The organism is Streptomyces marispadix, from assembly GCF_022524345.1.
GTDB lineage: Bacteria > Actinomycetota > Actinomycetes > Streptomycetales > Streptomycetaceae > Streptomyces > Streptomyces marispadix.
Genome location: NZ_JAKWJU010000002.1, coordinates 1,964,396 through 1,987,271 on the forward strand (window position 1 = coordinate 1,964,396; position 22,876 = coordinate 1,987,271).

Here is a 22,876-nt window from a genome sequence, read left to right on the forward strand (position 1 = left end):
CGCGGCCCGCGCGCATCGAAGTACCGCGCGGCGGCCGCTAGTTGGCCGCGCGCCCCTCGGCGATCTGCCGCGCCATGACCGTCGTCAGTTCGTACGCCGTGTGCGAGGCGGCGACCGCGGTGATCTCGGCATGGTCGTAGGCGGGTGCGACCTCGACCAGGTCGGCGGAGACCAGACGGCAGCCGGCGAGACCGCGGATGATCTCCAGCAGTTCGCGTGAGGTCAGGCCGCCGGCCTCGGGCGTCCCCGTACCAGGGGCGTGCGCCGGATCAAGGACGTCGATGTCCACCGAGACATAGAGGGGCCGGTCGCCGATGCGCTGCCGCAACTGGTCCGTCACCTCGTCCACTCCGCGCCGCATCACATCGGCCGACGTGACGATCCCGAAGCCCATCCTGGCGTCCTCGTCCAGGTCCTTGCGGCCGTAGAGCGGGCCGCGGATGCCGACGTGCGAGAGGGCCGAGGTGTCCAGCAGCCCCTCCTCGAAGGCCCTGCGGAACGGGGTGCCGTGCGTGTACGCGGCCCCGAAGTAGGTGTCCCAGGTGTCGAGATGGGCGTCGAAGTGCAGCAGCGCGACGGGGCCGTGTCTGCGTACGACCGAGCGCAGCAACGGCAGCGCGATGGTGTGGTCGCCGCCGAGCGTCATCAGCCGGGCACCGCTGTCGAGCAGCCGGTCCGCCGCGTCCTGCACGGTCTCCACGGCCTCACCGATGTCGAACGGGTTCGCCGCGATGTCGCCCGCGTCGGCGACCTGCGCCAGCGCGAAGGGCGCGGCCTCCTGCGCCGGGTTGTACGGGCGCAGCAGCCGGGAGGCCTCGCGGATCGCGTTGCCGCCGAACCGCGCGCCCGGACGATAGGAGACCCCCGTGTCGAAGGGGACGCCGACGACGGCGACGTCCGCGGTGCCGCCCGTCTCGTCCAGGCGGGGCAGCCGCGCGAAGGTGGCGGGCCCGGCATAGCGCGGCACCCGCGAGCTGTCCACGGGGCCCAACGGGCCTGCCGTCGCGGCGGGTTCGGGCGACGGCGTCCGCGCGGGCTCGGCCGTGGTGTCGGGGGAGCCCGTGCGGGGGTGTCCTTGCGGGTCGGCTGTACTCATGGGCGCGAGGTTAGACGCCGGGGCACCCGCCTCTCGTTGGACGTAACCGGCAGCGCGCGGCGCCGACTTGTCCGCCGCGTACAGGTGTACGGCTCCAGAGCGTACGCAGCCAGGGGTACGGACGGGGCTCGGAGACGGGCACGGCCCCGCCACACGGCCGTTGACGGGCGACCCGGCGTGACGGCGCCGCCGTGCGGCGCGCTCCGGATACTGGACGCCCCACCGGGACCACCGCGCCAGGGGTCACAATGTCCGCATGCCCATATTCGCGCCCGCCGCCGCACCGTCCAGATCCGAGCTGATCGAGCATCTCGTACGCACCCGTATCGCAGGCGACGTGGCCACGCCCCGCGAGAACAACCTCTCCCACTACCGCAAGCTCGCCAACGGAGACCGCCACTACTGGCTCGGCCTCGAACTCGGCGAGCGCTGGCAGGACGAACAGGACGTGCTGGCGGTGATGGCCGAACGCTGCGGCGTCGTCGACGACCCCGGCCACCGCAGCGGGCAGGACACCATCGACCCGGAGATGACCGTCGGCGCGCTGGACCGTGCCGCCGCGGAGCTGCGCAAGGCGGCGGAGGGCCGCAGGCGGGTGCTCTTCGCGACGGGGCACCCCGGTGCGCTCCTCGACATGCACGGCGCGCTGGCGCAGTCGCTGCACGAGGCGGGCTGCGAGATCGTCCGCGTACCGCTGGGCACGGTCACGGACGAGGGCGTGGTGGTGCAGTTCGGCGGCGTGGCGGTGCACGAGCGGGGCGCGTCCCTTTGGCACACCCACTCCCCCGCTCCGATGGCCGCCGTGCTGGACCAGTTGCGGCGGAAGGGCGAACTGCCGCCGGATCTGGTCGTCGCCGACCACGGCTGGGCCGGATGCGCGGCCCAACAGGGCATCGACACCGTGGGTTTCGCGGACTGCAACGACCCCGCGCTCTTCCTCGGCGAGGCCGAGGACACCCTCGCGGTCACGGTCCCGCTCGACGACCACGTCACCGACCCGCGCTTCTACGAGCCGCTCACCTCATACCTCCTGGCGGCCACGCAGACGCAGACGGACTGACCACGTCCGGGCCGCGACCCGCGTCCGGAGCCCGGCTGCCCCGCACCTCGCGCACCGCGCCCAGCGCCCAGCGCCGTGAAAACCGATTGCCCCCGCTCCTCGCCTCCGCCTAGCGTCGTGACCATGTCCGCAGCCTTCCAGGCGATCATCGACGGTGCGCGCGCCGACGCGTGGAGCACCGGCTGGGCCTGGTCCCAGCTCGTCGTCCGCCCACGCGCCCGGCGCCAGGCCCTGGTCCTCCGCCAGTACGCCTGAGGCGCACCCGCACCGGCTTCCACCGACGGACCCCGGTCCGGCGGTTCGGGGTTCCGCGTTTCGGTGGGTCCCGCGGCTTCGCTTCCTCGGTCCCGCCTACGCGGTCTCGCTTACGCGGTCTCGCCTGTGCGGACTCCGTTCCGCCGTAAGGCTCCGTCCGCCTGCCGCCGCACCCGGTGACTCCCGCCTCCTGACTCGCGTTCCGGCGTGTGCCCAGGGCCTCCGGTCTCCCCATCGACCGGACAGGCCCGGCGAAGTCGTGCCCTTGCGCGCTGTCCTGCGCGCCGTCCCGCGCACTGCCCCGCGCACTGCCCCGCGCGCCGCGTAGCACGCACGCTTCAGTACGCATCCGTACGCGCCCGTACGCATCCGTCGCCAAGCCGCGCTTCCGCCGCGCCTGTCCTCACCACCAGAGGACTTCGCCGTGGCGCACCGCCGTAAGACTCTCTCTCAGAACTTCCTCCACGACCCCGCGGCCGTACGGCGCATCCTGCGCGCCGCAGCGCTGCCGCCCGACGCCCTCGTCGTCGAACCCGGCGCCGGGCAGGGGGCGTTGACGCGCCATCTCGCCACCGCGGACCGCCGCGTCATCGCCTACGAGATCGACCCCCGGCTCGTCGCACAGCTCTCCCGGCGCCTCGGCGACCGTCCCGGACTACGCCTGGTACGGGGCGACTTCCTGAACGCACGAGAGCCGGGCGAGCCGTTCGCCGTCGTCGGCAACATCCCCTACTCCCGTACGACGGACATCGTCCGCTGGTGCCTGGGCGCACCCCGGCTGACGTCGGCGACCCTGCTCACGCAGTTCGAGTACGCCGTCAAGTCAAGCGGGGGCTGGGGGCGTTGGCCGCTGCTGACCGTGCGCACGTGGCCGGAGCACGAGTGGCGGCGGCTGTGCCGTGTCGGACGCCGGTCGTTCACGCCAGTGCCGCGCACGGACTCGGCGGTGCTGCGCATCGACCGGCGCGAACGGCCGCTGCTGCCCGCTCGACTGCTGCCCGCCTACCGGGACTTCGTGGCCCACGGCTTCACCGGCGTCGGCGGCTCGCTCGCGGCGACGCTCTCACGGCGGCACCGCAGGGCACGTGTGCACGCGGCCTTCACACGCGCGGGCGCCGACGCCTCCGCACCCGTAGGGCTGATCACGCCGCAGCAGTGGCTGACGCTCTTCACGGAGCTGGCCGCGTACTGAGACCGCTCCGGGGGAGTCCGGGTCCGCACGTGGCCCGACTCCCCCGCGCCGCACGGCAGTCACGGACGATGCGCACGCGCACCGCCGGAGCTGGGGGCTGGGGGCTCAGGTGCCGCGCCCGCGCCGAACGGCCCCCGGTCTCACTTCTCGTCGCGCGGCACCCGTACGACGCCCTCCTGGATCACGGAGACCGCGAGCCGCCCGTCACGGGTGAAGATCCGGCCGTTGGCGAGGCCGCGCCCTCCCTGCGACGTGGGGCTGACCTGGTCGTACAGCAGCCACTCGTCGGCACGGAACGGCCGGTGGAACCACATCGCGTGGTCCAGGCTCGCCCCTACCACGTCGCCGACGGCCCAGCCGCCTCGGCCGTGCGCCAGCAGCACCGAGTCCAGCAGCGTCATGTCGGACACGTAGGTGGCGAGGCAGATGTGCATCATCGGGTCGTCGATCTCGCCGTCCAGCTTGCCGTTCGTACGGAACCACACCTGCGAGCGCGGCTCACGCGGCTGCCCCGCGCTGGCGAAGGGAGGCTCGCGCACGTACCGCAGATCCACGGCGGCCCGCGCCTTCATCAGCCGCTGCGGCACGTCCGATCCGCGGAACAGGTCCGCGTACCGGGGCATCATGTCCTCGGCCGTCGGCAGCGTCTCGGGGTCGGGCGCCTCCGGCATCGGCACCTGGTGCTCCAGCCCGGTCTCGAACACCTGGAAGGAGCCGGAGAGATGGAAGACGGGCTGTCCGTGCTGCACGGCCACGACCCGGCGAGTGGTGAAGGAGCGCCCGTCCCGGATGCGGTCGACGGTGTAGACGATCGGCGCCCCGGGGTCGCCGGGCCGCAGGAAGTAGGCGTGCAGGGAGTGCGGCAGACGCCCCTCGGGGACCGTACGGCACGCGGCGACGAGCGCCTGCGCCGCGACCTGGCCTCCGAACACCCTCGGTACGACGGCCTCCCGGCTCTGGCCCCGGTAGATGTCCTGCTCGACCCGCTCCAGATCGAGCAGGTCGATCAGAGACGTCAGTGCGTGGCTCATGGCCGCGATTGTGCCCGTCGGGGGCGGTGGGCGGTTACGGCACAGATCACAATCCGGAGCGAAGCGTTCCGGATCACATCCGTCCCGTCGCCGGACCCGGCATCGGTCCGGGTCCCGGCCGTCCCGCCCCGACTCCGGCTCACGGCCGTCACAGGCCCATCGACTTGGCCACGATCGAGCGCATGACCTCGCTCGTGCCGCCGTAGATCCGCGAGACCCGGGTGTCCGCGTACAGGCTCGCGATCGGGTACTCCAGCATGTATCCGTAACCGCCGTGCAACTGGAGGCACTTGTCGATGACGCGGGCCGCCAGCTCGGTGGTGAACAGCTTCGCCGAGGCGGCGTCGGCCGCCGTCAGCTCGTCCGCGTCCAGCGCCTCCAGCGCGCGGTCGCAGACGGCCTGCATCGCGTCGACGTCCGCCTTGCAGTCGGCCAGTACGAACTTGGTGTTCTGGAACGAGGACACCTCGCGCCCGAAGACCGTGCGCTCCTGCACGTACTCCTGCGCGAACCGCACCGCCGCGGCCGACATGGCGTACGCGCCGATGGCGATGCCCAGACGCTCCTGCGGCAGATTGTGCGTGAGGTAGGTGAACGCCTTGCCCGGCTCGCCGAGCATGTCCTCGACCGGCACCTTGACGTCGGTGAAGGACAGTTCGGCCGTGTCGGAGGCACGCAGGCCCAGCTTGTCGAGCTTCCTGCCGACCGCGTAGCCCTCGCTCTCGGCGTCCACGACGAGTATGGATATCCCGCTGCGGCGGTCCTCCGGGTCGGGCGGCGACGTACGGCAGCACACCAGCACGCGGTCGGCCTGCACGCCGCCGGTGATGAAGGTCTTGGCGCCGTTGAGCACATAGTGCTTGCCGTCCTCCGACAGCCGGGCCGTGGTCTTCATGCCCGCGAGGTCGGAGCCGGTGCCGGGCTCGGTCATGGCGATGGCGGTCATCATGTCGCCGGAGACGAAGGAGGGCAGCCAGCGCCGCTTCTGCTCCTCGTTCCCGTACTTGAGGATGTACGGGAGGCACAGCGCCGTGTGCACGCTGGAGCCGCCGAAGCTGACGCCGGCACGCGCGCACTCCTCGGTGATCACCGCGTTGAACTTGAAGCTGTTCTCCCCCGCGCCGCCGTACTCCTCCGGCACCTCGATGCCGAAGACGCCCAGTTCGCCGAGTTTCTTGTAGAAGTCCCTCGGGACATAGCCCTGTTCGGCCCACTCCGGGTAGTGGGGCACGACCTCTGCCTGGATGAAGTCCCGGATGGTCTGACGGAACGCCTCGTGATCCTCGCCGAACACCGTGCGTCGCACCGGCACGCCCTCCTCATCTCCCGCTCGAGTCCCGCTCTCTCGCCCGCGCCGGGCCGGAACCGAGCCCGTACGGACACCGGCAGTGCCGGACGCGTACGGACGGCGACCCGGCATGGCTAAGCGCTTGCTCAGTCAACAAGCTACCCAGGAGTCAGCTTCGCTGTCCAGAGTTGGTACCTGCGGTATTTCCGGTTCCGCTTCCATCGATACGTCCTCGGGTGTCTCCATCGGAACGGGCCGCGTCCGAGGGAGGCGCGGAGCCGGGCGGAGCGGAGCCCGCGGGCGCCGCGGCGAGGGCGCCACGCGCCAGCCGGTGCAGCAGCGCGGCAGTCGTCTCGCGGTCGGGCAGGGCCGACGAACCGCTCAGATGGGGCGTGGAGTTGAGCAGCCCGAAGACCGTGTGCACGGCGACGCGGGCCTCCAGCGAGGTCAGCTCCGGATAGAGGGCGCGCACGGCGTCGACCCACAGCTCCACGTACTGCCGCTGGAGCTTGCGCACCTGCTTGCGGTCGCTCTCGCGCAGCCTGTCCAGCTCGCGGTCGTGGAGCGTGATCAACGGGCGGTCGTCGAGGGCGAAGTCGATGTGCCCGGCGATCAGCGCGTCGAGTGCGGCCTCCGGGGCGAGCCCGGCGGCGGCCGACTCCTCGACCCGCATGCGGCCGCCTTCGTGCAGCCGCTCGCTGATGCCGACGAGAAGCTCGGCGAGCATGGCGTCCTTGCCGGCGAAGTGGCGGTAGAGACCGGGGCCGCTGATGCCCACCGCGGCCCCTATCTCGTCGACGCCGACGCCGTGGAAGCCGCGCTCGGCGAAGAGACGGGCAGCCTCCCGCAGGATCTGCTCGCGGCGGGTGGGGGCGGGCCCCGTCTGCGTGCTCATGGATTCATTCTAGACAGGAGGGTTAGCGAGCGTTAACCTTGAGGACGGTGGTTAATGGCCGTTAACCGGCTGGCCGGTCCGCAGCCCTCGGGCACACCCGGCGGGGCGCACGTTGCCGACTCGCTCAAGGCGGGTGCGCCCGGCGGGCCGCCTTGGCCGCGTCGGCCGTGCGGCGTCCGTGGACGAGTCCGAAATGAGTCCATGTCCGTTGTGCGGTACGGGAGTTCACGGCCGTCGACGACCGGTGTTCATGACTTGTGCGAGTCGGAGACGACGCAGACGAGGGGGCGCGAGGTGAGGCAGGAGCAGCCGCAGGCGGCACCGGGAGGGGGAGGCCGCCCCGGAGGCCGGGGGCACGGCGCCCGTGCTGGTGAGCACCGTCGACCCCATGTCGGAGCACTGCCGGGCGAACGAGGCGGCGCACCGCGAGCTGGCCGCCGAGCTTCGGGAGAAGCTGGCAGCGGCCCGGCTCGGCGGCGGAGAGCGCGCCCGCGCACGGCACACGGCGCGCGGCAAGCTCCTGCCGCGCGACCGCGTCGACACCCTGCTCGACCCGGGGTCGCCCTTCCTTGAGATCGCGCCGCTCGCGGCGGAGGGGATGTACGACGGTGCGGCGCCCGCGGCAGGTGTGATCGCCGGGATCGGGAGGGTCTCGGGACGCGAGGTCGTCGTCGTGGCGAACGACGCCACCGTCAAGGGCGGCACGTACTACCCGATGACGGTGAAGAAGCATCTCCGCGCTCAGGAGATCGCCCTGGAGAACGGGCTGCCGTGCGTCTATCTCGTCGACTCGGGCGGCGCGTTCCTGCCGATGCAGGACGACGTCTTCCCCGACCGTGAGCACTTCGGCCGGATCTTCTACAACCAGGCGCGCATGTCGGGCGCGGGCATCCCGCAGATCGCGGCGGTGCTGGGCTCGTGCACGGCGGGCGGCGCGTATGTGCCCGCGATGAGCGACGAAGCGGTGATCGTGCGCGATCAGGGCACGATCTTCCTCGGCGGCCCGCCGCTGGTGAAGGCGGCCACGGGAGAGGTCGTCACCGCCGAGGAGCTGGGCGGCGGCGAGGTCCACAGCAAGGTCTCCGGTGTGACGGACCATCTCGCCGAGGACGACGCCCATGCGCTGCGCATCGTCCGGCACATCGCCTCCACACTCCCCGAGCGGGGACCGCTGCCCTGGTCCGTGAGGGCCCCGGAGCCGCCGGCGGTCGACCCGGCGGGGCTCTACGGCGCGGTGCCGGTCGATTCGCGCACTCCGTACGACGTGCGTGAGGTGATCGCCCGCGTGGTGGACGGCTCCCGTTTCCAGGAGTTCAAGGCCGAGTTCGGGACGACGCTGGTCACCGGGTTCGCCCGGATCCACGGCCATCCCGTCGGCGTCGTCGCCAACAACGGCATCCTCTTCTCCGAATCCGCCCAGAAGGGCGCCCACTTCATCGAGCTGTGCGACCAGCGCGGCATCCCGCTGCTGTTCCTCCAGAACATCTCCGGCTTCATGGTCGGGCGTGACTACGAGGCGGGCGGCATCGCCAAGCACGGCGCCAAGATGGTGACGGCCGTGGCGTGTACGAGGGTGCCGAAGCTGACGGTCGTCATAGGCGGTTCGTACGGCGCGGGCAACTACTCGATGTGCGGCCGGGCGTACAGTCCCCGCTTCCTGTGGATGTGGCCCAACGCCAAGATCTCGGTGATGGGCGGCGAGCAGGCCGCGGCGGTGCTGGCGACCGTCAAGCGCGACCAGTTGGAGGCGCGCGGCGAGGAGTGGAGCGCCGAAGAGGAAGCGGAGTTCCGCGCCCCGGTGCGCGCGCAGTACGAGGCTCAGGGCAATGCCTACTACGCGACGGCCAGACTCTGGGACGACGGGGTGATCGACCCGCTGGAGACGCGGACGGTGCTGGGCCTCGCGCTCACCGCGTGCGCCAACGCTCCGCTGCCTGCGAAGGATTCGGCAGGCCCCGCCTTCGGCGTCTTCCGGATGTGACCGGTTGTGAGGGGCTGCATCGTGAAGGATGTGACGTGACGATGTTCGACACCGTGCTTGTGGCCAACCGCGGCGAGATCGCGGTGCGGGTGATCCGCACCCTGCGTCAGCTCGGCATCACCTCGGTCGCGGTCTACAGCGACGCGGACGCCGACGCCCGCCATGTGCGGGAGGCCGACAAGGCGGTACGCATCGGGCCCGCGCAGGCGGCGCAGAGCTATCTGTCGGCAGAGCGGCTGCTGGAGGCGGCAGCCCTCAGCGGCGCACAGGCGGTGCACCCGGGGTACGGCTTCCTGGCGGAGAACGCCGCCTTCGCACAGGCCTGTTCGGACGCGGGGCTGGTCTTCGTCGGCCCTCCCGCCTCCGCGATCGAGCTGATGGGCGACAAGATCCGCGCCAAGAAGACGGTGCGGGCGGCGGGCGTGCCGGTGGTGCCCGGATCGTCCGGCTCGGGCCTCGACGACGCTCAACTGGCCGCCGCCGCACGGGAGATCGGCATGCCGGTGCTGCTGAAGCCGTCCGCCGGGGGCGGCGGCAAGGGCATGCGGCTGGTGCGGGACGAGGCGGCGCTCGCCGACGAGATCGCCGCCGCGAGGCGCGAGGCTCTCGGCTCGTTCGGCGACGACACGCTGTTGGTCGAGCGCTGGATCGACTCCCCCCGCCATATCGAGATCCAGGTGCTCGCCGACGGCCATGGAAGCGTCGTGCACCTGGGCGAGCGCGAGTGTTCGTTGCAGCGCCGCCATCAGAAGATCATCGAGGAGGCGCCGAGCCCGCTGCTGGACGAGGCGACCCGTGCCGCGATGGGCGAGGCAGCCGTGGAGGCCGCGCGCTCCTGCGGATACCGCGGTGCGGGCACGGTCGAGTTCATCGTCCCCGGCGGGGAGCCCTCCGGACCGGGCGAAGACGGCGCCGCCCGTCCGTACTACTTCATGGAGATGAACACCCGTCTCCAGGTCGAGCATCCGGTGACGGAGATGATCACGGGCGTCGACCTGGTCGAGTGGCAACTGCGGGTCGCCGCGGGCGAGTCGCTGCCCTTCGACCAGTCCGGCGTCTCCCTGAGCGGACACGCGATCGAGGCGCGCATCTGCGCCGAGACGGCGCTGCTCCCCCAGGGCGCCTCACGTGCGGGCGGCTCACCGGATGCCGAGGGCGGCAGGGTCGACTTCCTGCCGTCGGCGGGCACCGTGGTGCTGCTGCGGGAGCCCGAGAGCCGTGATGTACGTACGGACTCGGGGCTGCTGCCCGGCACAGAGGTCGGCACCTCATACGACCCGATGCTCGCGAAGGTCATCGCCCACGGCCCCGACCGGCCCACCGCACTGCGCAGGCTCCGCGCCGCACTGGCGGAGACGGTGGTCCTGGGCGTGGAGACCAACACGGGTTTCCTGCGGCGGTTGTTGGCCCACCCGGAGGTGGCCGCGGGCGAACTCGACACCGGGCTGGTGGAGCGTGCGGCGGCATCGCTGGTGCCACGCCGGATTCCCGAAGAGGTCTATGCGGCGGCGGCACTGCTGCGCCAGCGGGCACTGGCGCCTGAGACCCCGGCCCAGGGAGGCTCCGGAGGCTGGACCGACCCCTTCTCGGTGCCGTCGGGCTGGCGCCTGGGCGGCGAACCGGCCTGGACGGTGCACCACTTGCGTGCACCGGGCCACGATCCGGTCGCCGTACGAGTAAGGGATCAGGGGTCCCACGCACAGGTGCGCATCGGCGACGGCGAACCCCGCACGGCGCGGCTTTCGCACGAGGCGCGGCCCGGCGACGGCGGCGCCGCTCATCAACTGCTCGTCGAATGGGGCGGGATGACCGTGCGTCTGGCACACGCCGTCTCCGGCGCGGGCCACTGGCTGGGCCGCGACGGCGACGGCTGGCACATACAGGACCACGATCCGGTGGCCGCGGCGCTGCGGGGCGCCGCCGGAGCACACGGCGGCGACGCCCTGACGGCACCCATGCCGGGCACGGTCACCGTGGTGAAGGCCACCACCGGGGAGAAGGTCACCGCGGGCCAGAGCCTGCTCGTCGTGGAGGCGATGAAGATGGAGCACGTCATCACCGCCCCCTACGACGGCACTGTCACGGAGCTGGACGTCACCGCGGGAAGCACGGTCGCGATGGACCAGGTGCTCGCCGTCGTCGAGCCGCACCCCGAGGCGGACGGCGGCGCCCAGGGCCAGCAGGGCCAGCGGGCGGAGACGGAGGCGGAGGCATGATCGAGGGCCTGCCCATGCGGTTCACCGACGAGGGCCTTCCGCCCCGGGTGCGTATCCACGAGGTCGGCCCGCGCGACGGCCTCCAGAACGAACAGTCCACGGTGCCGGCAGAGGTGAAGTCCGAGTTCATCCACCGGCTGCACCGGGCGGGGCTGGAGACCGTCGAGGCGACGAGCTTCGTGCATCCCAAGTGGGTGCCCCAACTCGCGGACGCGGAGGAGCTGATGCCGCTCCTCGCCGATCTGCCCGGCGATCTGAGGCTCCCGGTCCTGGTGCCCAACTCACGCGGCCTGGATCGCGCGGTAGCACACGGCTGCCGCCACATCGCCGTATTCGCCAGCGCCACCGAGTCCTTCGCGAGGGCCAATCTCAATCGTTCGCTGGACGAGTCCCTGGCCATGTTCGAGCCCGTGGTCACCCGCGCCAAGGCCGAGGAGCAGTGGGTGCGCGGCTATGTGTCGATGTGCTTCGGCGACCCATGGGAGGGCGCGGTGCCCACGGCCCAGGTCGTACGGGTCTGCCGCGCGCTGCTGGACATGGGCTGTGACGAGCTGAGCCTCGGCGACACCATCGGCGTGGCCACACCCGGCCATGTCGCGGCACTGCTGCGCGAGTTGGCGGACGCGGAGGTCCCGGTGGCCCGCACCGCGGTCCACTTCCACGACACCTATGGCCAGGCGCTCTCCAACACCCTCACCGCGCTACGGCACGGCGTGACCACGGTCGACGCCTCCGCGGGCGGCCTCGGCGGCTGCCCGTACGCGAAGAGCGCCACCGGAAATCTCGCCACCGAGGACCTCGTCTGGATGCTTCAGGGCCTGGGCATCGAGACCGGGGTCGACCTCGCCCGCCTCACGGCCACAAGCGGCTGGATGGCGGACCGGCTGGGACGCCCCAGCCCCTCGCGCACCGTGCGCGCGCTCACCGGCGCGGACAGCGGTGCCGGCTCCCGTCCCAACTCCCACAAGGAGCAGTGACCATCATGTCTCTCGACCACCGCCTCTCCGCCGAGCACGAGGAACTCCGCCGCACTGTCGAGGAGTTCGCACAGAAGGTCGTCGCCCCGAAGATCGGCGAGTACTACGAGCGGCACGAGTTCCCTTACGAAATCGTGCGCCAGATGGGGGAGATGGGCCTGTTCGGGCTGCCCTTCCCCGAGGAGTACGGCGGCATGGGCGGCGACTATCTGGCGCTCTGCCTCGCCCTGGAGGAGCTTGCCCGCGTCGACTCCTCGGTGGCCATCACCCTGGAGGCCGGAGTCTCCCTCGGCGCCATGCCCGTCTTCCGCTACGGCACCGAGGAGCAGAAGCGCGAGTGGCTTCCCCGGCTGTGCTCCGGGGAGATGCTGGGCGCGTTCGGCCTGACCGAGCCGGAGTGCGGCTCCGACGCGGGCGGCACCCGCACCACCGCGGAACGGGACGAGAAGACCGGCGAGTGGGTGATCAACGGCTCGAAGTGCTTCATCACCAACTCCGGTACGGACATCACCGGTTTGGTCACCGTCACAGCCGTCACGGGGCGCAAGGACGACGGTTCACCGCGGATCTCCACGATCATCGTGCCCTCCGGCACCCCCGGCTTCACCGTCGCCGCCCCGTACTCGAAGGTCGGCTGGAACGCCTCGGACACCCGTGAGCTGTCCTTCTCCGACGTAAGGGTGCCCGCGGCGAACCTCCTCGGCGAAGAGGGCCGCGGCTACGCCCAGTTCCTGCGCACCCTCGACGAGGGAAGAATCGCGATCTCGGCGCTGGCCACGGGCCTGGCACAAGGCTGCGTCGACGAATCCATCTCCTACGCCAACACCCGGCTCGCGTTCGGGAAGCCGATCGGCGCCAACCAGGCGATCCAGTTCAAGCTGGCCGACATGGAGATGCGTGCGCACACGGCACGCGTCGCCTGGCGCGACGCGGCCTCCCGGCTGCTCCTGGGCGAACCGTTCAAGAAGCAGGCGGCGCTGGCGAAGCTCTACTCCTCGGAGATCGCCGTCACCAACGCCCGTGAGGCCACCCAGATCCACGGCGGCTACGGCTTCATGAACGAATACCCGGTGGCCCGGATGTGGCGCGACTCCAAGATCCTCGAGATCGGCGAGGGTACGAGCGAGGTTCAGCGGATGCTGGTGGCCAGGGAGCTGGGCGTCGGATAATCGCAGCATGGCCGAGATCATCCAGCGCAGCGGGACTTGGACGTTCGACGGTGAGGCCGTGCGTATCGTCCCCGCCACCGGCAAGCAGGTGCACCCGCTGCGTAAAGGGCTCGGCGAGGTGACGGTCCCGCTCACGGCGATCGCGGGCGTCGCCTATGAGGCGGGCCGCAAGGGCGGCCGCCTCAGGCTGCGGCTTCGTGAAGGCGCCGACCCGCTCACACAGATCGCGGCAGGGCGGCTGCCCGACGCGTCGGATCCGTACCAACTCGCGGTGGAACAGGACCGGGAGGGCGTGGCGGAGTACTTCACGGAGGAACTCCGCCGTGCGCTGCTGCTGGAAGAAGTCCCGGACACTCCCTGCGACCGCTATCTGCTGCCGGGCCCGGCCGTTCCGCTGACCGCGGCGGGGACGGACGGCACGGTCTCCTTCGACGGCGAACGCGTCCAGCTCAGATGGAACTGGATGGCGGCGGAGATCAAGTCCCAGGCGGGCGCCCGTGATTACGCCCTGGCCGAGCTGGACGGAGTGGAGTGGACACCGGCGGCGGGCTGGGAGAACGGCTCGCTGCGATTCCTTCCCAAGGGGAGGCATCCCGTCGTGAAGCCGGAGCACGACCCCAACTGTCTTCTGCTGTGGGGCGTACGGCAGGCGCGGGAGACGGGCGGCTCGGTGCTGCTGGCCGCCGCGGTGACGGCCCGGCTGCCTCATCCGGCCGGCGCACGGCCGGAAGCGGGCGCCGCCCCGGGCGCGGACCCGGCTGCGGACTCAGACTCCGCCGCGCACGCAGCCCTTGGCCCCTCCCTCACCAAGGGCGGAGGCGAAGGGCCCGCCGGTCCCGCCGGAACAACTCCGGGGACGGCGGGCTCCGCGCCTCCCGCGGAAGCCCCCGCCGATCATGACGAACTGCTGCGCCGCCTGCGCGAACTCGGCGAGCTGCATCGCGAAGGGGTCCTCACCGACGAGGAGTTCGCCACTGCCAAGAAGGCGGTCATCGACCGCTTCTGACCAGGGGTGGCGCCAGGGGTGCCGTGTCCCCTGGCGCCAGGGGTGCCGTGTCCCCCGGCGCCGGGCACGGTCCCCGCCGGTTCGTGGCGCTGATCTCACACGCTTACGTCGCCCCCGTCACTTCGCCCCGTCAGGCCACGGCACCTGCGGCGACCGCCAGTACGACATGCCCAACCGCTCCCAGCGCGGCCCCTGTTGGGCCAGCCGCTCCCGATAGCCGTCCCAGCCCAGTTTCGACGCGGGCGACCAGCCCAGCTCCGCGATGCCCGGCAGACGTGGGAACGCCATGAACTCGATGTGCTCGCTCTTCTCCAGCGTCTCCGACCACAGCGGCGCCTCGACCCCGAGCACGGACCCGTCGGGTGCGCCCTTGATATAGCTGCCGGGGTCCCAGTCGTAGGACTGCTCGGCCTCGACATATCCGGCCCAGTGCAGCCCCAGCGGGGTGTCCTCGTTGTACTGCATGTCGAGATAGGCGCGGTTCGCCGGGGAGAGGATCAGCCGCGTCCCGTTCTTCGCGGCCTCCACGACCTCGGGCTCGTCCTCGGCTCCGCTCGTTCCCCAGTACTGCGCCACCGCGCCCTCGGCGGGCTTCGCTCCTGTGAGCTGATGCCAGCCGATCACTGTCTTCCCGTACTCGGCGACGGTCTTCTGCGCGCGTTCCATGAAGGCGACGTAGTCCTCGTGGCTGGTGGAGTGCGCCTCGTCGCCGCCGATGTGCAGATAAGGGCCGGGGGTCATCGCGGCCAGTTCACGCACCACGTCGTCGACGAAGTCGTATGTCACGTCGAGCGGTACGCACAGCGAGCTGAACCCGACGTCGGTGCCGGTGTAGCGGGGAGGGGCGACGCCGTCGCAGTTGAGCTTCGCGTAGGAGGCGAGCGCGGCGTTGGTGTGCCCCGGCATGTCGATCTCCGGCACGACGGTCAGCTCGTGCTCGGCGGCGTAGCGCACAATCTCCCGGTAGTCGGCCTTGGTGTAGTGCCCGCCCGGGCCGCCGCCGACCTCGGTGCCACCGCCGTACGACGCGAGCCTCGGCCAGGAGTCGATGGCGATGCGCCAGCCCTGGTCGTCGGAGAGATGCAGATGCAGCTTGTTGACCTTGTACATGGCGAGCTGGTCGATGTAGCGCTTGACCTCGCCGACACTGAAGAAGTGCCGTGAGACGTCGAGCATCGCGCCGCGGTAGGCGTAGCGCGGCCGGTCGGTGATCGTGCCGCCCGCCACCTGCCACGGCCCGGGCTGCTCCGTGTCCGACTCGACCCGGGGCGGCAGGAGTTGACGGAGGGTCTGCATGCCGTGGAAGAGGCCCGTGCCGGTGGGGGCGCTGATCACGGCGGCCCGCGGGGAGACGTTCAGCCGATAGCCCTCGGCACCGACCGGCGACTCGCCCTCATCGGCGGACTCGCTCAACTCGCCTGTGCCGGCGGCCCTTTCAGACTCACCCGGCTTGCCCGAGTCTCCCTGCCCGCCGGACTTGCCGCCCTCCAGCCGCAGCACGATGCCGTCGGACCCCGGACGGGTGGTGACCGGCAGCGGGAATCCGGTGGACGGGCGCAGCAGCGCCGCCAGTCGGCCGGCGACGCGGCGCGCGTCCCCGGACGTCCCTCCTGACGCTCCCTCCGGCGAACCGGCCACGCGGATCACGGTCCGCTCGTCGATGGTGAACGGCTCGCCGCCCTTGCGTACGGACCGGGGCGCGGGAATCACACTGTCCAGCGGGGCGGGCTCCCCCGCCTTTTCCTCCGCCCCCGTCGCAGCCGCGGCCGGAGTCGTGAGAGAACCTGGGAGAACGGTGGCGAGGAGGGCGGCGCACAGCAGCAGCGGCCGGATTCGTCTCACGAGCGGTCCCTTCCGTGGACTTCGTGCATGGGACATGAACCTGGGCATGTACATGGAGCAGACGAACGGAGACACGTGTATCGCGCCGCTCACCCCCGGTCAAGGTGTAGACCACTCGCCGCCCGCTCCCTGCCCCCTCGCGGCGCCCCGTCCCGGCACCGGACACCGCCACAGCACCGGAGACCGGCCGCCCCGCCCGCTCCGCCCCCAACTCCCGCTCGCGGTCGGCCCGTTCCTCCCGCCCGTACCTCCGCACCCCGAAAGCGATGTGCCACCAAGGCATCACCCCGAGTTATATTCGACACGCGTGCCCGATATCGGGCAGGTTTCTTGCGTTCCTCGCCCCGAGCCCCCAATATCAAGGTGTGCTCGAAGTGCGTACGACTGTCCACGACGACCTCATCGATCATCTGGTCCGCACGACACCGCTCCAGCGCGGTGAGGCGGCCCGGATCGTCTGGGACGTCCTGGCGTACTTCGACGAGACGACCGAGGAGTTCGTACGCCGCCGCCACCGCGAACTGCGGTCCAGGGGGAAGAACAACCAGCAGATCTTCGAGCGCATCTCGTCCGAGCTGCCGCATCGCGCGGTGGCGCCCCCGGGGCTGTCGCTGCGGCAGCTCCGCCGCATCGTCTACGGATGACGGCCGGCGGCCCGTTCGACCGCCGGTCCGGCTGACCCTCATCGGCGACCGGCCACTCGCGATCCCGGCAGCGCCGGTTTCGTACCGGCTCGCAACGGCCGCCCCGGCACACAACAGAAACGACGACCACCCACCACCAAGTGGCAACCGACGAGGAGAGGCAACAGCCAATATGTGCGGAATCGTGGGATATATCGGCCAGCGCGAGGTTGCCCCGCTACTGCTGGAGGGTCTTCAGCGGCTGGAGTACCGGGGATACGACTCCGCCGGCATCGCCATCCACAGCAGCGGTACGGGCAAGAACGCGGGCCTGAAGACGGCCAAGACCAAGGGACGCGTCCGCGATCTGGAGGAGCGGGTCCCCGCGCGCTTCGCCGGGACCACCGGCATCGCCCACACCCGCTGGGCCACACACGGCGCCCCCAACGACGTCAACGCCCACCCGCACCTGGACCGCGACGAGAAAGTCGCCGTCGTACACAACGGCATCATCGACAACGCCTCGGAGCTGCGCGCCAAACTCACCGCCGACGGCGTCGCGTTCGTCTCCGAGACCGACACCGAGGTCCTCAGCCACCTCATCGCCCGCGCTCAGGCCGAGCGCCTGGAGGCGAAGGTGCAGGAGGCGCTGCGCATGGTCGAGGGCACCTACGGGATCGCGGTGCTGCACGCCGACTTCCCCGACCGCATCGTCGTCGCCCGCAACGGCTCTCCCGTGGTGCTCGGCATCGGCGAGCACGAGATGTTCGTCGCCTCCGACGTCGCCGCGCTCGTCTCCCACACCCGCCAGGTCGTCACCCTCGACGACGGCGAGATGGCCACCATCAAGGCCGACGACTACCGCACGTACACCACCGAGGGCTCGCGCACCTCGACCTCGCCCGAGACCGTCGAATGGGCCGCCGAGTCCTACGACATGGGCGGCCACGACACCTACATGCACAAGGAGATCGCCGAACAGGCCGACGCGGTCGACCGGGTGCTGCGAGGACGCATCGACGAGCGGTTCGCGACCGTCCACCTCGGCGGCCTCAACCTCGACGCACGCGAGGCACGCAGCATGCGCCGGGTGAAGATCCTCGGCTGCGGCTCGGCGTACCACGCGGGCATGATCGGCGCGCAGATGATCGAGGAGCTGGCGCGGGTGCCCGCGGACGCGGAGCCCGCCAGCGAGTTCCGCTACCGCAACGCCGTCGTCGACCCGGACACCCTCTACATCGCGGTCAGCCAGTCCGGCGAGACCTACGACACCCTCGCCGCCGTACAGGAGCTGAAGCGCAAGGGCGCCCGCGTGCTGGGCGTGGTGAACGTCGTCGGCTCCGCGATCGCACGTGAGACGGACGGCGGTGTGTACGTGCACGCCGGGCCGGAGGTCTGCGTCGTCTCGACCAAGTGCTTCACCAACACGGCAGTGGCGTTCGCGCTGCTCGCGCTGCATCTCGGCCGCATCCGCGACCTGTCGGTGGCCGACGGGAAGCGGATCATCGAGGGTCTGCGGCGGCTGCCGGAGCAGATCGACGAGATCATGCGCGCGGAGGACGACATCAAGAAGCTCGCGGAGGACTACGCGCGGGCGAAGAGCATGATGTTCGTCGGGCGTGTGCGTGGCTATCCGGTGGCGCGCGAGGCGTCGTTGAAGCTCAAGGAGGTCTCGTACATCCACGCCGAGGCCTATCCCGCCTCGGAGCTGAAGCACGGTCCGCTGGCGCTGATCGAGCCCGCCGTGCCGACCGTGGCGATCCTCCCGGACGACGAACTCCTCGACAAGAACCGGGCGACGCTGGAGGAGATCAAGGCCCGCAGCGGCAAAATCCTCGCGGTGGCGCACCAGGAGCAGGAGAAGGCGGACCACACGATCCTCGTGCCGCGCAACGAGGTCGAGCTGGACCCGGTGCTGATGGGGATTCCGCTGCAACTGCTCGCCTACCACACGGCGTTGGCGCTGGGCCGCGACATCGACAAGCCCCGGAATCTGGCGAAGTCCGTGACGGTCGAGTAGCGGCGGCCGGGTAGCGGCCGGGGCCAACTGCCCTACGCCCGCCCCTGCTTACGGGCCGCCTCCGCTTATGGGGCCTCCGCTGACGGCCCGTAAGCCGGGACGGAGAGGGCGGCGGGCGGAATCCCGCGCGGGCCACCAACCACGCGGGATTCCGCCTCCCCTTGCCGGCGTCGCCCATAACGCCGGCAGGTGCCGTCCCACGGGACCGTCACCTCCCGTGCGACAGCGTGCCTTCCAAGCCTCGGTTGTCTCGTGCCCCCTATATGCCCCTCACAAGCGCACAATCCACATGCGACGCCGAGAAGATTCAGCGTTGGATGTAAAAACCAACTCGCCCCGCTCACGGGGCCGTTGGGGAGCGTGGGACGGATGGGCCGTTACGGGATCACCACGACTGGACGCTCAGCGCGCCGCGCCAGCCGCCCCGCCACCGAGCCGAAGATGCGTCCCGCCAGCCCGTGAGTCGAGCCGACGACGATGGCGTCGGCCTCGTATTCGTGCCCCACTTCCTCGAGTTCGTGGCAGATGTCGCCACCGCGCTCGACGAGGATCCACGGGACCTCCGCGAGGTGCTCGGCACAGGCGAGTTCGAGACCCAGCACCTCGGTGCGGTGATCGGGAACGTCCACGAAGACGGGAGGCTCGCAGCCCGCCCAGACCGTCGTCGGAAGCCTGTTGGCCACATGGACGATGATCAGGCCCGAGCCCGACCTGTAGGCCATGCCGATCGCATAGGCGAGGGCACGCTCGCTCGACATCGAGCCGTCGAAGCCCACGACGACACCGTGCTGGAAAGCCGGATCGCAACTGTGGCGTGCCTCTTCCGCCGCTTCATCGGTCGCACTCGGATCGGCGACCTGCTTGCGGTCCGCTGGTTCGGGGATCTCGTGTCCGGCCATCAGTGTCTCGGCGAAGGGAGTCCTCTGTGCGGAGGGAGCGGCGGTTGGCTGTGCGCTTCCCGTACGGAAGCGAGGATGCTGAGGGGCGTCGAGCACCCTGAAAGGATCCGGCCAAAGATCCCATCGAGGGGTCCTCTTCAGCCTCTTACCCGTAAGGGTACGACCAGACTCCCCCCTTGCCCAGGGCGCTGGGAGGCGCTTACCGCGACAGGCTGACCCTGGAGCATGCCTGAGGGAGCGGCATCACGCAACGCCCCGCTTCACCCCTTACCCCGACGGGCATATGGATACGGAGAGTTGCCTTCCGTTCGACGACGCGTTATCAGGGCGTGCCTGTCGAGAACTGGCGGCAGGGAAGCGGCCGTCGTCGCCGGCTTCAGCCGCCGCCCCCCGCTCTCCGCTTCGATCTGCGCGGCGCCGTGCGCGATGTGCGCGATGCCCGTGCCAACATGCGCCCCACCGTGCGCCCCGTCGTCCGCGACGACCCGCCGGACGACGCATTCACGGACACTTGGTATGTCGCGCCCACCCCTGACCCGGACGCGGAGAGCGCTGCGCGTGCCTCGGCGGCGGCTTCCGGCCTCATCCGCTGGGGCGCCGTGAGTTGTGCGCTCGTACCGCTGACACTGCTGCTCTGCGGCGTTCCGCTTCTCACCGTGTTCGGCGCCGCCGCCGGGCTGGTGGCCCTCACCGGCGCGTGTGCGGTACTGCTCCACCTGTCAGGAGAGGGGTACGCACAGCAGGGCCCGTCGGGATTCGCCCCCGTGAAGCCGGGTCCGCATAGGGGCCGTCACAGCCGTACGGGAACGGGTCTTCACAGGGGCGGACGACACTGGAGCGGCCCCGGACAGCCATAGCGGCCGAATTCACACCGGCGTACGCCGGTTCATGGGAGCGCGTCCTCACAAGGTGTCCGAATTCCACGTGCGGCCCCCTTGTTTTTCGGCCAATCTCGTTGCAGGTAAAGGAAGTTGAGAACCCAACTTCGCCACCCCTCGCCACCTGCGAGGAAAGGACCGACGGGCACGTGTGGCTCCTACGGCGGCGGGGCAGGGACGGCATGCGCACTTCCCAGTGGCTGCACCGAATGGAACGCTTCGTGATCGAATGCTTCACGCCAAGTTGCCTTGTCGACATAGCGTCGAGTGTCGAACTTGTCCCGACGGCATCGTCCGACACAGTAGATTCGATCTTGGCTATCGCCGCGGGGGAGACGTGCAGGACCGAGAGGACGCGACGATTGAGGGGGGCTGACTTCCGGTGAGCGTTCCAAAGAGCCATCAGGACTCGACGAACGGCCCGGCGACGACCCGCAAGCTGGCCGCACGGCGGCGCCGAGAGATCGTGGCGGTGCTGCTCTTCAGCGGCGGACCCATTTTCGAGAGCTCCATACCGCTCTCCGTCTTCGGCATCGACCGCCAGGACGCAGGGGTCCCCCGCTATCGGCTTCTGGTGTGTGCGGGGGAGGACGGGCCGCTGCGTACGACCGGCGGGCTCCAACTGAGCGCTCCCTACGGGCTCGACGCCCTTTCGCGTGCGGGGACCGTCGTAGTCCCGGCATGGAGATCCATCACCCAGCCACCGCCGGCAGCCGCGCTGGACGCACTGCGCAGGGCGCACGAGGAGGGGGCGCGCCTGGTGGGGCTCTGCACGGGGGCCTTCGTGCTCGCCGCGGCCGGGCTGCTGGACGGGCGGCCCGCGACGACCCACTGGATGTACGCGCCGACGCTCGCCAAGCGCTACCCGTCCGTCCACGTCGACCCCCGCGAACTCTTCGTGGACGACGGCGACATCCTCACCTCCGCCGGCACGGCCGCGGGCATCGATCTTTGCCTGCACGTCGTACGCAACGACCACGGGACCGAAGCGGCAGGCGCTCTCGCCCGCCGCCTGGTGGTACCGCCCCGGCGCGGCAGCGGGGCGGAGAGCGGAGGTCACCCCCGTCATCTGGACCGCTCTTTACCCGAGGAGATGGGCGCGGACCCGCTCGCCGAGGTCGTCGCGTGGGCGCTGGAGCATCTGCACGAGCAGTTCGACGTGGAGACCCTGGCGGCGCGTGCCTATATGTCGCGCAGAACCTTCGACCGGCGCTTCCGCTCCCTTACGGGCAGCGCTCCGCTCCAGTGGCTGATCACGCAGCGGGTGCTCCAGGCGCAGCGGCTGCTGGAGACGTCCGACTACTCGGTCGACGAGGTCGCGGGCCGCTGCGGCTTCCGTTCGCCGGTGGCGCTGCGCGGGCACTTCCGGCGTCAGCTCGGCTCGTCGCCGGCCGCGTACCGGGCGGCGTACCGGGTGCGGCGGCCCGACGGCGGCAGCGGCGACGACGAGTCGGGACCGGGCGGCTCCGGCGGCAGTGACGGCGGCGGCCGTACCGGCACACCGGGCGTCCACGGCGGACAGGGCGACCCGGGGGTTCACGGCGGCGCCCCCACGCCGGGTTCAGGGGTACCGGGCGGCGGCCACGGCGACGGCGCCGGCGGCGACCACGGCATGCTGCACGCGGCGGGCCCTTACGCACCGCGCGATCTGCGTGACGCCGCGAGAGCCCACCGCGACTCGCGCCACGACGGCGTGGAGCCCGGCAAGCCGGAGTCGGACGCCTGGGCTCCGAGAGTGCCCGGCCAGCGGGGCCGCGGCTGACGTTGTGGACGTAGGGTGAAGCGCATGAATGACCGCATGGTGTGGATCGACTGCGAGATGACGGGCCTCTCGCTGACGGACGACGCGCTCGTCGAGGTGGCCGCCCTGGTCACCGACTCCGAGCTGAACGTACTCGGGGAGGGCGTCGACGTCGTGATCCGCCCTCCGGCACGTGCGCTGGCCTCCATGCCGGACGTCGTACGCGAGATGCACACCTCTTCGGGCCTGCTGGACGAGCTGGACGACGGTACGACGCTCGCCGACGCGGAGGCCCAAGTCCTCGCCTATGTACGGAAGTACGCGCCCGAGGCGGGCAAGGCCCCGCTGTGCGGAAACTCGGTCGCCACCGACCGCGGCTTCCTCGCCCGCGACATGGCGGACCTGGAGGCCCACCTGCACTACCGCATCGTGGACGTCTCCTCGATAAAGGAGCTGTCCCGCCGCTGGTATCCGCGTGCGTACTTCAACAGCCCGCAGAAGAACGGCAATCACCGCGCCCTCGCGGACATCCGGGAGTCGATCGCCGAGCTGCGCTACTACCGGGAGGCGGTGTTCGTGCCCGCCCCCGGGCCGGACTCGGAGACCGCGAAGAAGATCGCGGCGAAGCACGTGCTGCCGCCCACGGCATGAGGGCCGCGGGCTGAGGGCCGCGTGTGGGAAGCCTCGTATGGGAAGCACTGTCCGAA

The 22,876-nt window shown here is 70.9% G+C and carries 19 protein-coding genes; 13 read left to right on the forward strand and 6 right to left on the reverse strand.

The window, feature by feature from the left end:
• Positions 1-37: 37 nt before the first annotated feature.
• Positions 38-1,096: an agmatinase gene (gene speB / locus MMA15_RS08360; protein ID WP_241058499.1), complete on the reverse strand. Its 1,059-nt coding sequence runs from the start codon at positions 1,094-1,096 to the stop codon at positions 38-40.
• Between the two features lie 256 nt (positions 1,097-1,352).
• On the opposite strand from speB, the gene MMA15_RS08365 reads away from it, so the two are divergent.
• The 3 genes from MMA15_RS08365 to erm all read left to right on the forward strand — a co-directional run bounded on the left by MMA15_RS08365 (position 1,353) and on the right by erm (position 3,603).
• A complete protein-coding gene (locus tag MMA15_RS08365) occupies positions 1,353-2,156 on the forward strand; it encodes a phosphatase (RefSeq protein ID WP_241058500.1) in 804 nt (267 codons plus the stop codon).
• 123 nt (positions 2,157-2,279) lie between these two features.
• A complete protein-coding gene (locus tag MMA15_RS27835) occupies positions 2,280-2,411 on the forward strand; it encodes a hypothetical protein (RefSeq protein WP_277400101.1) in 132 nt (43 codons plus the stop codon).
• 424 nt (positions 2,412-2,835) lie between these two features.
• Entirely contained in the window at positions 2,836-3,603 is a 768-nt protein-coding gene (gene erm / locus MMA15_RS08370; protein WP_241058501.1) for an ErmE/ErmH/ErmO/ErmR family 23S rRNA (adenine(2058)-N(6))-methyltransferase, read from the forward strand.
• 140 nt (positions 3,604-3,743) lie between these two features.
• On the opposite strand, the gene MMA15_RS08375 is transcribed toward erm, so the two are convergent.
• From MMA15_RS08375 to MMA15_RS08385, 3 genes are all read right to left on the reverse strand, one after another.
• Positions 3,744-4,634 carry an acyl-CoA thioesterase gene (locus MMA15_RS08375; protein WP_241058502.1) on the reverse strand — a complete coding sequence of 297 codons (891 nt, stop codon included), beginning with the start codon at positions 4,632-4,634 and terminating at the stop codon, positions 3,744-3,746.
• 148 nt (positions 4,635-4,782) lie between these two features.
• A complete protein-coding gene (locus tag MMA15_RS08380; RefSeq protein WP_241058503.1) occupies positions 4,783-5,940 on the reverse strand; it encodes an acyl-CoA dehydrogenase family protein in 1,158 nt (385 codons plus the stop codon).
• Between the two features lie 151 nt (positions 5,941-6,091).
• Positions 6,092-6,817, reverse strand: a complete 726-nt coding sequence (locus MMA15_RS08385) for an SACE_7040 family transcriptional regulator (protein WP_241058504.1) — start codon at positions 6,815-6,817, stop codon at positions 6,092-6,094.
• A gap of 388 nt (positions 6,818-7,205) precedes the next feature.
• Here MMA15_RS08385 and MMA15_RS08390 point away from each other — a divergent pair, with 388 nt between their 5' ends.
• From MMA15_RS08390 to MMA15_RS08410, 5 genes are read left to right on the forward strand one after another with little or no spacing between them, the layout of a single operon-like run.
• Positions 7,206-8,798 carry a carboxyl transferase domain-containing protein gene (locus tag MMA15_RS08390; protein WP_241058505.1) on the forward strand — a complete coding sequence of 531 codons (1,593 nt, stop codon included), beginning with the start codon at positions 7,206-7,208 and terminating at the stop codon, positions 8,796-8,798.
• Positions 8,799-8,839: 41 nt separating this feature from the next.
• Positions 8,840-11,014 carry an acetyl/propionyl/methylcrotonyl-CoA carboxylase subunit alpha gene (locus MMA15_RS08395; RefSeq protein WP_241063085.1) on the forward strand — a complete coding sequence of 725 codons (2,175 nt, stop codon included), beginning with the start codon at positions 8,840-8,842 and terminating at the stop codon, positions 11,012-11,014.
• Positions 11,011-11,991, forward strand: coding sequence for a hydroxymethylglutaryl-CoA lyase (locus MMA15_RS08400; protein ID WP_241058506.1), 981 nt, complete (start codon positions 11,011-11,013; stop codon positions 11,989-11,991). The genes MMA15_RS08395 and MMA15_RS08400 overlap by 4 nt, the downstream gene beginning before the upstream one ends.
• Before the next feature lie 5 nt (positions 11,992-11,996).
• Complete coding sequence (locus tag MMA15_RS08405; protein WP_241063086.1) at positions 11,997-13,160, forward strand: acyl-CoA dehydrogenase family protein; 1,164 nt, start codon at positions 11,997-11,999, stop codon at positions 13,158-13,160.
• A gap of 7 nt (positions 13,161-13,167) precedes the next feature.
• Entirely contained in the window at positions 13,168-14,166 is a 999-nt protein-coding gene (locus MMA15_RS08410) for a DUF4429 domain-containing protein (protein WP_241058507.1), read from the forward strand.
• A 117-nt stretch (positions 14,167-14,283) separates the two neighbouring features.
• Here the strand turns inward: MMA15_RS08410 and MMA15_RS08415 are convergent, their stop codons facing one another.
• Positions 14,284-16,044, reverse strand: a complete 1,761-nt coding sequence (locus MMA15_RS08415) for a beta-N-acetylhexosaminidase (RefSeq protein ID WP_241058508.1) — start codon at positions 16,042-16,044, stop codon at positions 14,284-14,286.
• A 329-nt stretch (positions 16,045-16,373) separates the two neighbouring features.
• Between MMA15_RS08415 and MMA15_RS08420 the strand changes: the two genes are divergently transcribed.
• Complete coding sequence (locus tag MMA15_RS08420) at positions 16,374-16,652, forward strand: hypothetical protein (RefSeq protein ID WP_241058509.1); 279 nt, start codon at positions 16,374-16,376, stop codon at positions 16,650-16,652.
• Positions 16,653-16,824: 172 nt separating this feature from the next.
• Entirely contained in the window at positions 16,825-18,651 is a 1,827-nt protein-coding gene (gene glmS / locus MMA15_RS08425; protein WP_241058510.1) for a glutamine--fructose-6-phosphate transaminase (isomerizing), read from the forward strand.
• A gap of 377 nt (positions 18,652-19,028) precedes the next feature.
• On the opposite strand, the gene MMA15_RS08430 is transcribed toward glmS, so the two are convergent.
• The gene (locus MMA15_RS08430) at positions 19,029-19,550 is read right to left on the reverse strand and encodes a universal stress protein (RefSeq protein WP_184773353.1); all 522 of its coding nucleotides are present in this window, start codon (positions 19,548-19,550) and stop codon (positions 19,029-19,031) included.
• A gap of 329 nt (positions 19,551-19,879) precedes the next feature.
• Here MMA15_RS08430 and MMA15_RS08435 point away from each other — a divergent pair, with 329 nt between their 5' ends.
• The 3 genes from MMA15_RS08435 (at position 19,880) to orn (ending at position 22,820) form a co-directional block, all read left to right on the forward strand.
• Entirely contained in the window at positions 19,880-20,407 is a 528-nt protein-coding gene (locus tag MMA15_RS08435; protein WP_241058511.1) for a hypothetical protein, read from the forward strand.
• Between the two features lie 403 nt (positions 20,408-20,810).
• Positions 20,811-22,190 (forward strand): helix-turn-helix domain-containing protein, encoded by a 1,380-nt coding sequence (locus MMA15_RS08440; protein ID WP_241058512.1) that lies wholly within the window; start codon positions 20,811-20,813, stop codon positions 22,188-22,190.
• Between the two features lie 24 nt (positions 22,191-22,214).
• On the forward strand, positions 22,215-22,820 hold the full coding sequence (gene orn / locus MMA15_RS08445) for an oligoribonuclease (RefSeq protein ID WP_241058513.1): 606 nt from the start codon (positions 22,215-22,217) through the stop codon (positions 22,818-22,820).
• Positions 22,821-22,876 lie beyond the last annotated feature (56 nt).